Below are 15,834 nucleotides of genomic sequence, written 5' to 3'. Positions count from 1 at the left end.
TCCAGGCTCATCCCAGCTCGTCCATCAGATGCAAATGCTCGCGGTTGAAGGTGAGCACCACCGCCTCGCCTTCCCGGGGCAAGGCAGCACCCGCCGGCACGATGGCATGCAGCCGCAAGCCTTCGGCATCGAGCGCCAGTCTTATCGTCGCGCCGAGATAGTTGGTCGACACCAGGCGAGCCGCAACGCCGTCGCCCTTGGCCGCCCGGCCGATGCGAATGGATTCAGGGCGCAGGCTGCCCCAGCGATGCTGGCCGGCATAGCGCTGGACGAAATCCGGCGGCAGTACGTTGGACGAGCCGACGAAATCGGCGACGAAGCGGGTCTTGGGGCGCTGGTAGATGTCTTCCGGCGTGCCGATCTGCATGATCTTGCCGTCGTTGAAGACGGCGACGCGATCGGCCATCGACAGCGCCTCGCCCTGGTCATGGGTGACGAACACGAAGGTGATGCCGAGCGCCTTCTGCAGCGATTTCAACTCCTCCTGCATGTTCTCGCGAAGCTTGAGGTCGAGCGCGCCGAGCGGCTCGTCGAGCAACAGCACCTTGGGCTGGTTGACCAGCGCACGGGCGAGCGCGACGCGCTGGCGCTGGCCGCCGGAAAGCTGGCCAGGGCGACGCGCGCCGTAGCCGGGAAGCCGCACCAGCGCCAGCGCTTCTTCCGCCGCCTTTTGCCGCTCCGGTCTGCCGACGCCCTTGACCATCAGCCCATAGGCGACGTTGTCGAGCACGTTGAGATGCGGGAACAGCGCATAATCCTGGAACACGGTGTTGACGTTGCGGCGATAGGGCGGCACGCCCTCGGCGCGTTCGCCGAAGATCGAGATCGAGCCCGCCGTCGGCTGCTCGAACCCGGCGATGAGGCGCAGGCACGTCGTCTTGCCCGAGCCGGATGGCCCGAGCATGGCGAAGAACTCGCCCGGCACGATGTCGAGATCGACCGCGTCGACGGCACGCACGCTGCCGAAATGGCGGGAGACTTTTTGGAAAGAAACGGCGGGGGTCATGGGTTGTCCTGATCTGTCAGGCTCATCAAATTCAGGGTAGCGCTGCCCCTCATCCGCCTGCCGGTACCTTCTCCCGTAGTGGACGGGGAGAAGGGAGGCGCTCCAACGCTGGCGACCCCCCGTTCTTCACGGGGAGAGGGTAAGGGTGAGGGGCAGCGCCGAGCTTCGTAGGTGAGACGAACTCACCGTCCGCCGATGACGCCGATATAGTCCGACACCCAGCGGTAATAGGGCACGCACTGGTCGTTCTGGGTGGCGCATTTCGAGACCGGCGTCTTCCAGAACTTGATCTTGTCGAAATTGTCGTAGCCGTTGGTCTTGCAGCCCTCTTCGCCGAGCAGTTCGTTGCCCTTGCAGGCGGCGGGCACCACCGGCAGCGAGCCGAACCAGGCGGAGACGTCGCCCTGCACTTTCGGCGACAGCGAATGCTCAATCCACATGTAGGCGCAGTTCGGGTGGGCCGCATCGGCCTCCATCATGGTGGTGTCGGCCCAGCCGGTGACGCCCTCCTCGGGAATGGTCGAGGCGACCGGCTTCTTGGCCGCGATCAGCGTGTTGACCTGATAGGGCCATGAACCGGAGGCGACGACGCCTTCGTTCTGGAAATCGTCGACCTGGATGGCAGCGTCATGCCAGTAGCGTCCGACCAGCGTACGCTGGACGCGCAGCAGGTCGAGCGCAGCCTTGTATTGGTCCTCAGTCAGTTCGTACGGATCCTTGATGCCGAGCTCCGGCTTGTGGGCCATCAGGTAGTTGGCGGCATCAGCAATGTGGATCGGCCCGTCATAGGCCTGGACGCGGCCCTTGTTCGACTTGCCGTCGGGTAGCTTCATTTCCTCGAACACGATGTTCCAGCTCTTCGGCGCCTCCTTGAACACTTCGGTGTTGTACATCAGCACATTCGGCCCCCATTGGTACGGCACGCCGTAATGGACACCGCCGACGGTGAACCAGGGCGCATCCTTCAGCCGGTCGTCGACCGTCTTCCAGCTCGGGATGAGGTCGGTGTTGATCGGCTGGACGCGCTTGCCCGCAACCAGGCGCAGCGAGGCGTCGCCCGAGGCAGTGACAAGGTCGAAACCGCCTTCGTTCATCAACGAAACCATCTCGTCGGAGGTGTTGGCGGTCTTGACGTTGACCTTGCAGCCGGTTTCCTTCTCGAACGAGGTGACCCAATCATAGCCCTTGTCGGTTTCGCCGCGCTCGATATAGCCCGGCCAGGCGACGATATTGACCTCGCCTTCACCCTTGCCCAGCTCCTTGACCTGGGCGATGGCCTGGCCGGAGAAGGTCAGCGCGACCGTCAAGGCAGTGCATGATTTCAGCAATGAATTCATCGTCGATCTCCCATTTTGCATGACCTCGAAACCGGTTTCGGTTTTCGGAAAAGGTCATGCGCCCGTTCAAACGTTGGATGCGCGGCTCTAAGGGGCCGTGCTCCTGCGGCAGCTTTGTTCCCTGGCTCAAAAGTGCTGCGAAATTTCCGGTTTCGCAAATTCATTTATCAGAAAGCCGATATCGGTTTTTCCGATACATCACCGGCCGATCTTCTCGGGCCGTTGGCGCACCATGCGCTGCGACTGGGCAAGTCCGATGAAGTCGCGCGCCGCCTGCGGCAGGCCGGAGCCGCGCCGCCAGACCATGCCGACCTGGACGACCGGCAACGATCCCGAAATATCGCGCGATTCGATGCGGTCGCCTTCCAGCGACCATGGCCGGTAGACGAGGTCCGGCAGCAGCGCCACGCCGGCGCCGGTGGCGACGAGACTGCGCACCGCTTCGACCGAGCGGGTGCGGAATGCGACGTGCGGTTTGGCGCCGATCGCCGTCAGCAGCTTTCCGGTATTCTCCTCGATCTCGTCGACGGTCAGCATGATCAGCGGTTCCGGGGCGATATCGCCGATGCCGATGATGTCGGCACCGGCCAATGGATGGCCGAGCGGCAGCCACAGCCGGTAGGCCGAGACTTCGAGGATTTCGGACTGCAGCGCCGTGCGGTCGCGCAGGTTCGAGGTGACCATGACCGCAATGTCGAGCTTGCCGCCGATCAACAGGTGCTCGAGATAGTCGCCATTGTCTTCGATCGCCGAGACCTCGACACCTGGATAGGCGCGGCGATAGCGGGCAAGAAGATCGGACAGCACATAGCCGGCGACCAGCGAGGTGACGCCAAGTTGCAGCCGCCCGCTTGCCGCGATCTGTTCGCCGAAGAAGGCGTGGCGCGCATCGGAAACGTCGGCAAGGATCTTCCTCGCATGGCGCAGGAACTGGTGGCCCTTGTGGGTGATGTTCAGCCCGCGCGGGTGGCGCTCGAACAGCTCGACGCCGAGATCGTGCTCCAGCTCCTTGATCGCCTCGGTGACCGAGGATTGCGAGATCGACAGATTCTGGGCGGCGCCCGACACCGTGCCTTGCTCGGCGACGGCGATGAAGAACTGCAATTGGCGGATGGTGAAAGCCATGGCCGGACTAAACACGGCAGAGGCGGCGCTGGGAAGTGGGTGCTGGTGCCGTTCTCCCGATAGAGCTCAGTCCTCGCTTCCGCCATCCTCAATGCTGAGCCGCGCGCCGGCCTGGGCAAGGGCGGCGGCGATGTCATGCGGCGGCGGCCGGTCGGTCGCGAGTTCGGAAAAGCCGTCGAAGCCGCAGACCTGAACCAGACCCTGCCGGCCGAATTTGCTGTGGTCGGTGACGACAAGCGAACGCTGGCCGCGCGACAGCACCATGCGGGCGAACTCAGCCTCTTCGAGGTCATAGTCCATGACACCCGTGATGGCATCGACCGCGCCGGTCGAAATCACCGCGTGGCTGACGGAGAAGCGGCTGACGAATTCGATGGCTGAGACGCCGAAAGCAGCACCGGAATCGCTGCGCAGCTCGCCGCCGGCCATATAGACCTTGTTGCCGTTGACGGTGGCCAGCGTGCGGGCGATGTCGGAGGAATTGGTGACGACCGTCAGCCGCCGGTGGCCGAGCAGCTCGCGGGCCAGGAAGCTCGTGGTCGTGCCGGTGTCGAGCATGATCGACTCGCCGTCGCGGATGGTGGCAGCGACCATGCGGGCAATTGCCCGCTTGGCATCGGCGTTCTCACGCATGCGCCGCTCGAACGGCGCTTCGCCGGCAATCGACGGCAGGCCGACGGCGCCATGCATCTTGAGGATGGAACCATCGCTGGTCAGTGGCTTGACATCGCGGCGTACCGTCTCCAGCGAGACGCCCAGCCGGTCAGCCAGGCTGGCAATGGTGACGGTGCCTTCCTCCTTGAGGAGGCGCAGGATTTCGCCATGCCGCTTCGAGTGGCCCATCGGTTCCAACCGGTCGAATTGTTGCACCATTGACCGTTTCTACGGCATAAATGCCACTTACTCCAACATATTTCGCAACATTCGGGCAAAAAAGCAGAAAACACCACAATTTCGCGTTGACAACGTCTCCAGCCTGGCGCGACATTATCGCTGTGACAGGCCCGGAACGGAGGCCGACGGCTGAGCCGCACGAAAAATCGCCTGCCTGAACGCCTGGGAAATCCTCGGGTGCGAGGGAACCGAAAATTAGGATCCGCGGGGGCGGATGCCGGCGTCGAAGAACCCGGCACAAAGGGGCTCGTCGGTGCGGTGCGGGATACCGATCCCGAGATCTGCACCGACGAGATCTTCGCGTTGCCTCCATTCCTCCGTCCGATTGTCATCGCTGGCCAGCCATGACATGCGTGGAAAATTGACCCAATGTTGGACGAGATCGTGACTGTCGAAGACCGCATCCGCGCGCTGCCTTGCTGGACCGGCAGCATCGACATTGCGCCGCTGCCGGGCGGGTTGAGCAATGCCAATTACCTGGTCAAGGACGCGGCCGGGCGGCACGTCGTGCGCATCGGGCAGGACTATCCGTTCCACCATGTCTTTCGCGAGCGCGAGATGATGACCGCGCGGGCAGCACACGCGGCAGGCTTCGCTCCGGCCGTCCGCTACACCGGACCCGGCGTCATGGTGACGGAGTATCTCGGCGCCAAGGCCTATGTCGCGCAAGACGTGCGCGCCGATCTCGGCCGCGTCGCCGCGTTGCTGCGCGGTTTCCACCGGGAGATGCCCGGTCATGTCTCCGGCGCCGGCTTCATGTTCTGGGTATTCCACGTCATTCGCGACTATGCGCGCACGCTGGAGGAAGGCGGCAGCCGCAAGCTGGGCGAATTGCCACGCCTGCTGACGCTGGCGGACGAGCTCGAGCGCGCGCAAAAACTGCTGCCGATCGTCTTCGGCCACAACGATCTTCTGCCGGCTAACATAATCGATGACGGTCACAGGCTATGGCTCATCGATTTCGAATATGCCGGCTTCAACACCGCGATGTTCGACCTTGCCGGCGCGGCTTCCAATGCCGGCATGAGCGACGAGGAATCCTTCGCCTTCCTGACCGCCTACTTCATGAAGGAGCCGGACGAAGCGATACGGCGCTCGCACGCCGCCATGCAATGCGCGTCGCTGCTGCGCGAGGCGATGTGGGGCATGGTTTCCGAGCTCTACCTCGATGCGCCCGGCGTCGACTACGCCGCCTACGCCGACGAAAACCTGGCGCGGCTCGAAGCCGCCCTGGAAAACTACAGGACAAAATACGGGATGCGGCCATGACCTTGCCCGCCCAGGCCGGCATCGTCGTCATCGGCGGTGGCATCATCGGCTGTTCGACGGCCTATCATCTGGCGCGCGACCACAAGGCCGAAATCGTGCTGCTCGAACAGGGCAAGCTGACCTCGGGCTCGACCTGGCATGCTGCCGGGCTGGTCGGCCAGCTGCGCTCGTCGGCGTCGATCACGCGGGTGCTCAAATATTCGGTCGATCTATACAAAGGGCTGCAAGCCGAAACCGGCCTTGCCACCGGCTGGAAGATGACCGGCTGCCTGCGGCTTGCCACCAATGCCGACCGCTGGACTGAGTATAAGCGGCTGGCAACGACGGCAAAGAGCTTCGGCATGGACATGCATCTGCTGTCGCCGACCGAGGTCAAGGAAATGTGGCCGCTGCTGGAAACCGGCGACCTCGTCGGCGCTTCCTGGCTGCCGAGCGACGGTCAGGCAAGCCCTTCCGACATCACCCAGTCGCTGGCCAAAGGCGCGCGCATGCACGGCGCAAAATTGTTCGAGGAGGTGCGGGTCACCGGCTTCGAAATGAGAGACGGCCGCATCACCGCGGTGAAGACCAGCAAGGGCGATATCGCCTGCGACAAGGTGGTGAACTGCGCCGGGCAATGGGCGCGGCAGGTGGGTGCGCTCGCCGGCATAAACGTGCCGCTGCAGCCGGTGAAGCACCAGTACATCATCACCGGGAGGATCGACGGCTTGGCGACCGATGCGCCGACGATTCGCGACCCCGATCGCCGCACCTATTTCAAGGAGGAGGTCGGCGGGTTGGTGATGGGCGGCTACGAGCCGAACCCGCAGGCCTGGACGACCGGTCTGCCCGGCGGCGATGTGCCGGACGATTGGGAGTTCCGGCTGTTCGACGATGATTACGATCATTTCGAGCAGCATATGAGCCAGGCGATCGAGCGTGTCCCGGCGCTCACCAATGTCGGCGTCAAGCAGATGATCAACGGTCCGGAGAGCTTTACGCCGGACGGCAATTTCATCCTCGGTGTGGCGCCGGAATGCCCCAATATGTTCGTCGGCGCCGGCTTCAACGCCTTCGGCATTGCATCCGGCGGCGGCGCCGGCTGGGTGCTGGCGCAATGGGTGGTCGACGGCGAGGCGCCGCTCGATCTGTGGGTGGTCGACATCCGCCGCTTTTCCGATCTGCACCGCGACCGGCAATGGGTCCGAGACCGCACGCTGGAAGCCTACGGCAAGCACTACACGATCGGCTTCCCGCACGAGGAATATGTCAGCGGCCGGCCACGCATCGTTTCGCCTTTATACGAACGGCTGCAAAAACATCGCGCCGTGTTCGGCTCGAAACTTGGCTGGGAGCGGCCGAACTGGTTCGCGCCGGAAGGCATCGAGCCGAAGGACCTCTATTCGATGGGCCGGCAGAACTGGTTTTCACCCGTCGGCGACGAGCACCGCCACGTGCGCGAAAAGATCGGCATTTTCGACCAGTCGTCTTTCGCCAAATACGAAATGACCGGTGCCGACGCGCTGAAGGCGCTGGACTGGATCTGCGCCAACGACGTTGCCAAGCCGGTCGGCCGGCTGACCTACACGCAGCTCCTCAACACGCGCGGCGGTATCGAGGCCGATTTGACCGTGGCGAGGCTCGATGAGGAGAAATTCTACATCGTCACCGGCACCGGTTTCCGCACGCATGATTTCTCCTGGATTGCCGATCATATCGGCAGCGAGTTCGACGTGACGCTGACCGACGTCACCGAGGAGTTCGGCACATTGTCGCTGATGGGGCCGCGCGCCCGCGACGTGCTGTCAGCGGTGACCGATGCCGACGTCTCGAACGCCGCCTTTCCGTTCGGCCATGTTCGCGAGATCGCCATTGCCGGCCACGTCATTCGGGCACTGCGCGTCACCTATGTCGGCGAGCTCGGCTGGGAGCTGCATGCGCCGATCGCGGCGACGGGCGAGGTTTTCGACGCGCTGATGACGGCGGGCGCTGTCCACAACATTCGCCCGGTCGGCTATCGGGCGCTAGAATCGCTGCGGCTGGAAAAAGGTTACCGCGCCTGGGGCGCCGATATCACGCCCAACGACACGCCGCAGGAGGCCGGCCTCGGCTGGGCGGTGAAGCTCAGGAAGAACACCGATTTCCTCGGCCGGCGGGCGCTTGAAAAGCTCGACGGCGCGGCGCTCAGGAAACGTTTTGCCGGCTTCACAGTCGATGATCCGGATATCGTGCTGCTCGGGCGTGAGACCATCCTGCGCAATGGCGAGGCCGTCGGTTATCTCACCAGCGGCGGCTATGGCTACACCGTCGGCAAGAACATCGGCTACGGCTATGTGCGCAATGCCGATGGCGTCGGCGATGATTTCCTCACCTCCGGCGATTACGAGCTGGTGGTGGCGATGGAACGGACGCCGGCTAAAATCCACCTCGAGCCGCTTTACGATCCGGCGGGAGCAAAGGTGAAGGCCTAGAGCCTTCCGGTTTCAGCCTCAGTTCACGATGAGCACCAGCCCCCGGCTGGGCACCGTATCGGCCTCGCCTGGCATCGAGACATAGGGCGGCGTCTCCTCGGCGCGGGTGACGGTGCCTTGCGCCTCGAGCTCGGCGATCCGCGCGGCAAAACCCGCATCCCACAGCGTGTTCTTCACCGTCAGCACGATCACCCCGCCCGGCCGGCAGATGCGGATCAGCTCGTCCAGACCCTCGGCCCCGACATGGCCGGACGTGAAGACGCCGGCTGAGATGATCCCGGCATAGGCATCGTCCACGAAAGGCAGCGGCGCGCCAAGCGCCAGGCAATGAAGGGCCGAATAGACGCCTTTGCGCGCGGCTTGCGCCAGCATGCCTTCCGAAATGTCGAGCGCCTCGACCTGCGGATAACCGGTGATGGCAAGCCATTCGCCGATGAGCCCGGTGCCTGCGCCAGCATCGAGGAGAGGAGCGGCGCCGCGCGGCAGATGGCGGGCCAGCAAGGCAAGGCAGATGGTCGGATGGCGATAGCCGGCCGCCGACATGTCGGCGTCATAGGTGCCGGCCCAGCTGTCGTAGAGCGCCGCGACGTCTTCCGGTCGCTTCGCCGCATAGGCTGCGGCGAGCGCGCTCTGCTGTTTGCTGTCCGTCATCGCTTTCCGTCGCCTGGTATCGATCTGCGACGCGATCATAGCCAAACGGCGAAAACTGTGGAACCGTCGTCGCGACAATAAAGACTGGAAAAGGAGCGAAAGCCATGGCGGACGACCAGGCACGCGCCGCACTTGCGGCCATTCCGATGCTGGCCGGTTATGACGGCCCGCTGGAACGGCTCGGCGGCCTGACCAACCTCGTCTTCAGGGGTAAGGATTTCTGCCTGCGTATCCCCGGCAAGGGTACCGAGGAATACATCAACCGCGCCAACGAGGCAGTGGCGGCGCGGGAAGCGGCGAAGGCCGGCGTCAGCCCGGAAGTGCTGCATGTCGATGCCGAGACCGGCGTGCTGGTGACCCGCTTCATCGCCAGCGCCGAGACGATGTCGCCGGAAAAATTCAAGACCCGACCGGGCAGCCCGGCACGCGCCGGCAAGGCCTTTCGCAAACTGCACACATCCGGCGCGGTGTTCCCCTTCCGCTTTGAACTGTTTGCGATGATCGATGATTATCTGAAAGTGCTGTCGACCAAGGACGTCGCCCTGCCTGCCGGCTACCACGATGGGGTCCGCGAAGCGGAAACCGTGCGCTCGGCACTTGCGGCTCATCCTCTGCCAATCGTCGCCTGCCACTGCGATCCGCTCTGCGAAAACTTTCTCGATACGGGCGACAGGATGTGGATCGTCGACTGGGAATATTCCGGGATGAACGATCCGCTCTGGGATCTCGGCGACCTCAGCGTCGAAGGGCAATTCGACGCCGCGCAGGACGAGGAGATGATGCTGGCCTATTTCGGCGGCGAGCCGAGACCGGCGGAGCGCGCCCGCATCGTCATCTACAAGGCGATGTGCGACCTGTTGTGGACGCTGTGGGGCTTGATCCAGCTTGCCAACGGCAATCCGGTCGACGATTTCCGCGCCTACGCCGACGGCCGCTTCGCGCGCTGCAAGGCACTGATGGAGACGCCGGAATTTTCACGGCATCTCGCGGCGGTGCGCCAGGGTTAGTTCACACCCTTCGGCACGTTTTCGGGCGGCACCGTGTCGACCACCTTCTGGCGGTGGAAGATGAACAGGCCGGCCAGCACGACAATGGCCGAGCCGACCAGGATGCGTGGCCCAGGCACATCGCCGAAGAAGGCCGAGCCGAAGACCACTGCCCACAACAGCAGGCTGTAATGCAGCGGCGCCAAGGTCGAGGCAGGCGCAAGCTTCAATGCCCTAGTGATCATCAGATGCGCGCCGCAGGAGACAATGCCGAGAAGCAGCATGGCGCCGAAATCGAGCGAGGACGGCGTCTTCCAACTGCCGATGGTCAACGCAGCGCCGACCAGCAGCGTGCCGATGGTTTGCCAGGTGACCAGCGAGGTGTCGCTGGTGCCGCGCAGTCGCCGGTTGAGGATGATGGCGAAGGCAAAGGAAATGCTGCCGGCGAGCGCGAACATCGACGACAGCGAGAACGCGGCCGAAGACGGCTTCAGCATGATCAGCACGCCGCAGAAACCGACCAGGATAGCCGCCCAGCGGCGCCAGCCGACCCTTTCGCCAAGCAAGAAGTGCGACAGCGCCGCGACATAGATCGGCCCGGCCATGTAGAAGCTCATCACGTCGGCGAGCGGCAGATAGACGACCGCCGCGTAGAACAGCGCCGTGTCGAGCGTCGTCATCACCACGCGCAGCAGCTGCAGCTCCGGCCGCTCCATGCGAAACAGCTTGGCCGCACCCTGATGTGCAATCATCGGCCCGAGTATGAAAAAGGCGCCGATCGAGCGGATCAGCACGACCTGGCCGACGGAAAAACTGGCGACCAGCCACTTGCCCATCGCGTCGTTCAAGGCAAACAGGAAATCGCCGGCGAGCATCAGCAGGATGCCGGCCAGCAGCACGTTCCTGATCGTCGAGTTCTGGGCTGCGGGCTGCGCCATTCCGTTACCGGTTCCTCGCCGTGGCTACGGTGACCCGCGTCGTAGTCGCTAGCAGCGGCCGTGACGAGGCGAAAATCGAGAATTCGGTAAGACCAGCGCCGGAAATCGGCTGGTCTAAGCGTGGCGCCGATTCACGGTGCCCGGCCTTCCGGCGATCGAAAGCCGCGTGTCCTGCCGGCTCCGCTCGGCCACCACCTTGCCTTTGGCAATGACGCAGAGCCGCTCGGGGCGCAGGCGCAGCGCCTCGAGCGGGTTGCCGGCATCGAGAACGACCAGGCTGGCGCGCTTGCCGACGGCCAGGCCAAGGTGGTCGAGACCCATGATGGCGGCATTGACGTTGGTGACCATGTCGAAACAGCGCGCCATCTCGGCTGGGCTCGACATCTGCGCGACATGCAGGCCCATGAAGGCGACGTCGAGCATGTCTGCGGTGCCCAGCGAATACCAGGGGTCGAGCACGCAATCCTGGCCCCAGCCGACGCGGATCCCGTGCGCCAGCATTTCCTTGACCCGCGTCAAGCCGCGGCGCTTGGGAAAGGTGTCGTGGCGGCCCTGCAGCATGATGTTGATCAGCGGATTGGGGATCGCCGAAACGCCGGCCTCGGCGATCAGCGGCAACAGCTTCGAGACGTAGTAATTATCCATCGAATGCATCGAGGTGAGGTGCGAGCCGGCCACTCTGCCCTGCAATCCAAGCCGCTGCGTCTCATAGGCAAGCTGCTCGACGTGGCGCGACAGCGGATCGTCGGTCTCGTCGCAATGCAGGTCGACCATCAGGCCGCGCTCGGCCGCGATCTCGCAGAGCTCGGTGACGGAGCGCGTACCGTCGGCCATGGTGCGCTCGAAATGCGGGATGCCGCCGACGACATCGACGCCCATGTCGAGCGCGCGGGTGGTGTTGTCGCGCGCCGTCGGCGAGCGGTAAAACCCGTCCTGCGGGAAGGCGACCAATTGCAGGTCGATATACGGCGCAACCGTCTTCTTCACGTCGAGCAGCGCTTCCACCGCCAGCAGGCGATCGTCGCAGACATCGACATGGGTGCGGATGGCGAGCAGGCCCATCGACACCGCCCAGTCGCAATAGGCAAGCGCACGGTCGCGCACCGCCTCGTGGGTCAGAAGCGGCTTCAGCTCGCCCCACAGAGAAATGCCTTCGAGCAACGTGCCCGAGACATTGATGCGGGGAATGCCGAGCGAAAGCGTGGCGTCCATATGGAAATGCGGATCGACGAAAGGCGGCGAGACCAGATTGCCATGGGCATCGATCGCCGTGCCGGCGCTGATGTTGAGCTCAGGCTCGATCGCCGCGATCGTCTCGCCGACGATGCCGATATCGGCGATCCTGCCGTCGGGCAGCGTCCCGCCGCGCACCACAAGGTCGAAATCCATTTATCGCCACCTCGTTGAAGAATGATGCCTATTCCGGCACGTACCGCACCGCACCCTTGGCAGCACTGGTTGCCATCGCCGCATAGGCGCGCAAGGCCATCGTCACCTTGCGCTTGCGCTTTTCCTCGGGCTTCCAGGCAGCCGTTCCCTTCGCCTCCATCGCCGCGCGACGGGCGATGAGTTCCGCGTCGTCGACAGCCAGCCGGATGGTGCGGTTGGGGATGTCGATCTCGATCGTGTCGCCTTCCCTGACCAGCCCGATCAGCCCGCCTTCCGCCGCTTCCGGCGAGACGTGGCCGATCGACAGGCCGGAGGTGCCGCCGGAAAAGCGCCCGTCGGTGATCAGTGCGCAGGCTTTGCCGAGACCCTTCGATTTAAGATAGCTGGTCGGATAGAGCATTTCCTGCATGCCGGGGCCGCCGCGCGGCCCTTCATAGCGGATGACGACGACATCGCCGGCCTTGACCTCGTTCGACAGGATCGCCTTGACGCTGGCGTCCTGGCTTTCGAACACTCTTGCCGGACCGGTGAATTTCAGGATCGATTCATCGACGCCGGCAGTCTTCACGATGCAGCCGTCGAATGCGAGATTGCCTTTCAGCACGGCGAGGCCACCATCCCTTGAGAAAGGATGTTCGGCCGAGCGGATGACACCTTTCTCGCGGTCGAGATCGAGATCATCCCAGCGGCGGTCCTGGCTGAACGCGACTTGCGTCGGCACGCCGCCGGGTGCCGCCAGGAAGAAATCGCGGACATTCTGGCTGGTGGTGCGCGAGATATCCCAGTGGTCGAGCGCTTCGCCGAGGCTCGCGGTGTGCACCGTCGGCAGGTCGCGGTTGATCAGCCCGGCGCTATCCAGCTGGCCGAGGATCGCCATGATGCCGCCGGCGCGGTGGACATCCTCCATGTGGACGTCGGCCTTGGCCGGAGCCACCTTGCAAAGCACCGGTACCCGCCGCGACAGCCGGTCGATGTCCTCCATGGTGAAGTCGACCTCGCCCTCATGTGCTGCGGCAAGGATGTGCAGCACGGTGTTGGTCGAACCGCCCATGGCGATGTCGAGCGTCATGGCGTTCTCGAAGGCGCCCTTCGAGGCGATGCTGCGCGGCAGCGCGGTGTCGTCGTCCTGCTCGTAATAGCGCTGGGCGAGATCCACGATCAGATGGCCGGCCTCGACGAACAGGCGCTTGCGGTCGGCGTGCGTCGCCAACGTCGAGCCGTTGCCGGGTAGCGAGAGGCCGAGCGCCTCGGTCAGGCAGTTCATCGAATTGGCGGTGAACATGCCCGAGCACGAGCCGCAGGTCGGGCAGGCCGAGCGCTCGATGATCTTGACGTCCTCGTCGGAGATCTTGTCGTCGGCGGCGGCGACCATGGCGTCGACTAGGTCGAGCGCCTGGCTCTTGCCGGCGAGCACCACCTTGCCGGCCTCCATCGGTCCGCCGGAGACGAAGACAGTCGGGATGTTGAGGCGCAGCGACGCCATCAGCATGCCCGGCGTGATCTTGTCGCAATTCGAGATGCAGACCATGGCGTCTGCGCAATGCGCGTTGACCATGTATTCGACGGAATCGGCGATCAATTCGCGCGACGGCAGCGAATACAGCATGCCGTCATGGCCCATGGCGATGCCGTCGTCGACGGCGATGGTGTTGAATTCTTTGGCGACGCCGCCGGCCTTCTCGATCTCGCGGGCAACCAGCTGGCCGAGGTCCTTGAGATGGACGTGGCCCGGCACGAACTGGGTGAAGGAATTGACCACGGCGATGATCGGCTTGCCGAAATCCGAATCCTTCATCCCGGTGGCGCGCCACAGGCCGCGGGCGCCGGCCATGTTGCGGCCATGGGTGGTGGTGCGGGAACGGTAGGCGGGCATTGAACTGTCCTTGCTGTCTGCGTCGCACCCAAAGGTGCGGAAAACCGGAATTGAGCCGCAGGCCTTATAGACGCCACGCTCTGGTCTGGCCACAATTTTGCGCTGCGCCAGGTAGCGGAACGAACGGCCAGCCAAAGACGCAGCCGGTCCAGACCGCAAAAAAGTCAGAGGTGCTGTCGGATCGTGTTTTACTCGAGCGTCCTTGGGCAGACGGCAGGAGCGGGGCATCAATCACCAGCCGGCCGTTTCGAAAGCAAACAAACCAGCCCGAGGAGCAAGAGAATGCAAAAGATCACCACCTGCCTGTGGTTCGACGACCAGGCCGAGGAGGCCATGAACCACTACGTTTCCATCTTCAAGAATTCGAAGGTGCTGAGCGTGATGCGCTGGCCCAAGGGCAGCGGCGATCGTGAGGGCAAGGTGCTGATGGTCTCATTCGAGCTCGACGGCGTTCCGTTCCAGGCCCTCAACGGCGGCCCGCAATTCAAGTTCACCGAGGCGGTCTCGCTCTCCATCGACTGCAAGACGCAGGAAGAGGTCGACTATTTCTGGGACAGGCTCATCGCGGGCGGTGGCGAGCCCAGCCAGTGCAGCTGGCTGAAGGACAAATTCGGCCTCTCCTGGCAGGTCGTTCCCGAGCAGCTGCCCAAACTGCTGTTGGACCCCGACAGGGAAAAGGCCGGCCGCGTGATGCAGGCGATGATGCAGATGACCAAGATCGACGTCGCCAAGATCGAAGAGGCGGCCAAGGCGTGAACGAACGCGATCTTCCCTTCTCCCCCTGTAAGGCAGGGCTATCGCATATGAGTGATGGCATTGATGAGATAGTCGTCGTTCCAGGCGCATTTCTTGATGCGATGGCTGATGGGAACTTTGGCAGCATCGGCGGCCTGAAGGATGTTTCTGGCGAGGCGATTGAGAAGGGCTGTGTTGGCGGGAGCATTGCCCTTGCGGGCACGGCTGAGATCCTCATCGAGATGGACATCGAGCATCCAATGCAGGCCGTTCTCGATCTGCCAATGAGCTCTGGTGAGGTCGAGCGCCCGCTGCGGCGACATGAGCGTGGAGGCCATGAACAGGCGCATCAAAGGTCTGGCCTGATCGCGCCGGCTGGTGATGCGGATGAAGGCCTGGTGGCGAGGCATCAGCGGCTCGGCCGCCGCCACGATCTCGGCCTGCCGCCACTCGTTGCGGCCGTGGCTGGTCTCGGTGCGCTCGGCAATGGAAGGGGTGGCGTCGGCCAGTTGCAGGTTGGCGCGGCGCAGCCAATGACGACGGTTGCCCTTCAGCGCAAGCAGGTAATCGCCACCTCTTTGGGTAATGGCCGCAGCCATGCGGGTGTGGCAGTGGAGCGCATCGGCGGTGACCAATCGGCCCGTAAGATCAATGAGTTCGACGACCTTGAGCGCGGCCTCGACTTCGTTCTCACCATCGCTCGGCGAGACTGCCGCCAGGCACAGCCGGGTCTCGGCGGCGAAGGCCGACACCGTCAACGGCGGACTGGCTGCCAAGCCCTTCTCGTAGGCCCGCCGCAAAGCCTTGCCGTCAAGCGACACCACCTCGGGCGTCTCTCGGCTGGTTCGGGCGAAAGCTGCGGCAAAGGCAGCAAAGGCGCGACCGAAGGCCTCCGGGTCGAGCAGGCGCAGCAGCCGCGAGAAGGTGTCGTGGCTGGGGGCTGCGTCATAGTCGATCAGCCGCGACAGCGCCTGCTTGCGCTCCTGCGCGAGCAGGGCAAATTCCGTCGCATTGCTGGCGCCGCACAGGCTTGCTGCGATCATCATCACGATCAGGTCGCCAAGCCGGTGCGTGGCGTTGGGCGCGCGTGGATCAGGCACCGCGCCAAAGTAGCTCTCGAGGCAGGAAATGGCAGTCGCTCCTTCGCTCAACTGCCTCTCCAAAGAATCCTTTCTCAGCCT

The 15,834-nt window shown here is 63.9% G+C and carries 13 protein-coding genes; 4 read left to right on the top strand and 9 right to left on the bottom strand.

What is annotated here, in order from left to right:
• Positions 1-7: 7 nt before the first annotated feature.
• The 4 genes from NKH05_RS25270 to NKH05_RS25255 all read right to left on the bottom strand — a co-directional run bounded on the left by NKH05_RS25270 (position 8) and on the right by NKH05_RS25255 (position 4,311).
• Complete coding sequence (locus NKH05_RS25270; protein WP_352483990.1) at positions 8-1,006, bottom strand: ABC transporter ATP-binding protein; 999 nt, start codon at positions 1,004-1,006, stop codon at positions 8-10.
• A 182-nt stretch (positions 1,007-1,188) separates the two neighbouring features.
• Positions 1,189-2,343, bottom strand: a complete 1,155-nt coding sequence (locus NKH05_RS25265; RefSeq protein ID WP_023717948.1) for an ABC transporter substrate-binding protein — start codon at positions 2,341-2,343, stop codon at positions 1,189-1,191.
• A 198-nt stretch (positions 2,344-2,541) separates the two neighbouring features.
• Positions 2,542-3,468: a LysR family transcriptional regulator gene (locus NKH05_RS25260; RefSeq protein ID WP_353026316.1), complete on the bottom strand. Its 927-nt coding sequence runs from the start codon at positions 3,466-3,468 to the stop codon at positions 2,542-2,544.
• A gap of 66 nt (positions 3,469-3,534) precedes the next feature.
• Positions 3,535-4,311 (bottom strand): DeoR/GlpR family DNA-binding transcription regulator, encoded by a 777-nt coding sequence (locus NKH05_RS25255; protein WP_352495767.1) that lies wholly within the window; start codon positions 4,309-4,311, stop codon positions 3,535-3,537.
• Positions 4,312-4,746: 435 nt separating this feature from the next.
• On the opposite strand from NKH05_RS25255, the gene NKH05_RS25250 reads away from it, so the two are divergent.
• Both NKH05_RS25250 and NKH05_RS25245 read left to right on the top strand, forming a co-directional pair.
• Entirely contained in the window at positions 4,747-5,631 is an 885-nt protein-coding gene (locus tag NKH05_RS25250; protein ID WP_023717944.1) for a phosphotransferase family protein, read from the top strand.
• Positions 5,628-8,081 carry a GcvT family protein gene (locus tag NKH05_RS25245; RefSeq protein WP_352483992.1) on the top strand — a complete coding sequence of 818 codons (2,454 nt, stop codon included), beginning with the start codon at positions 5,628-5,630 and terminating at the stop codon, positions 8,079-8,081. Before NKH05_RS25250 ends, NKH05_RS25245 begins: the two co-directional genes overlap by 4 nt.
• Before the next feature lie 18 nt (positions 8,082-8,099).
• Here the strand turns inward: NKH05_RS25245 and NKH05_RS25240 are convergent, their stop codons facing one another.
• Entirely contained in the window at positions 8,100-8,732 is a 633-nt protein-coding gene (locus tag NKH05_RS25240) for a class I SAM-dependent DNA methyltransferase (RefSeq protein ID WP_023717942.1), read from the bottom strand.
• 104 nt (positions 8,733-8,836) lie between these two features.
• Here NKH05_RS25240 and NKH05_RS25235 point away from each other — a divergent pair, with 104 nt between their 5' ends.
• Positions 8,837-9,739, top strand: coding sequence for a phosphotransferase (locus NKH05_RS25235; RefSeq protein WP_352483993.1), 903 nt, complete (start codon positions 8,837-8,839; stop codon positions 9,737-9,739).
• On the opposite strand, the gene NKH05_RS25230 is transcribed toward NKH05_RS25235, so the two are convergent.
• The 3 genes from NKH05_RS25230 to ilvD form a co-directional block, all read right to left on the bottom strand.
• Positions 9,736-10,656, bottom strand: a complete 921-nt coding sequence (locus NKH05_RS25230; protein ID WP_352483994.1) for a DMT family transporter — start codon at positions 10,654-10,656, stop codon at positions 9,736-9,738. The genes NKH05_RS25235 and NKH05_RS25230 overlap by 4 nt on opposite strands.
• A gap of 114 nt (positions 10,657-10,770) precedes the next feature.
• Entirely contained in the window at positions 10,771-12,045 is a 1,275-nt protein-coding gene (locus NKH05_RS25225) for an amidohydrolase family protein (RefSeq protein ID WP_352495764.1), read from the bottom strand.
• Positions 12,046-12,073: 28 nt separating this feature from the next.
• A complete protein-coding gene (ilvD, locus tag NKH05_RS25220) occupies positions 12,074-13,918 on the bottom strand; it encodes a dihydroxy-acid dehydratase (RefSeq protein ID WP_352548904.1) in 1,845 nt (614 codons plus the stop codon).
• Positions 13,919-14,200: 282 nt separating this feature from the next.
• On the opposite strand from ilvD, the gene NKH05_RS25215 reads away from it, so the two are divergent.
• Complete coding sequence (locus tag NKH05_RS25215; RefSeq protein WP_023717939.1) at positions 14,201-14,674, top strand: VOC family protein; 474 nt, start codon at positions 14,201-14,203, stop codon at positions 14,672-14,674.
• A 38-nt stretch (positions 14,675-14,712) separates the two neighbouring features.
• Here NKH05_RS25215 and NKH05_RS25210 read toward each other — a convergent pair whose 3' ends face one another.
• On the bottom strand, positions 14,713-15,804 hold the full coding sequence (locus NKH05_RS25210) for an ISAs1 family transposase (RefSeq protein ID WP_353026313.1): 1,092 nt from the start codon (positions 15,802-15,804) through the stop codon (positions 14,713-14,715).
• Between the last annotated feature and the right edge of the window lie 30 nt (positions 15,805-15,834).

Origin of the sequence: Mesorhizobium sp. M1399, assembly GCF_040317735.1 — a bacterium.
Taxonomy (GTDB): Bacteria; Pseudomonadota; Alphaproteobacteria; order Rhizobiales; family Rhizobiaceae; genus Mesorhizobium.
Note: the sequence above shows the minus strand (reverse complement) of the source record. Positions and strands in the feature narration are given on the sequence as shown.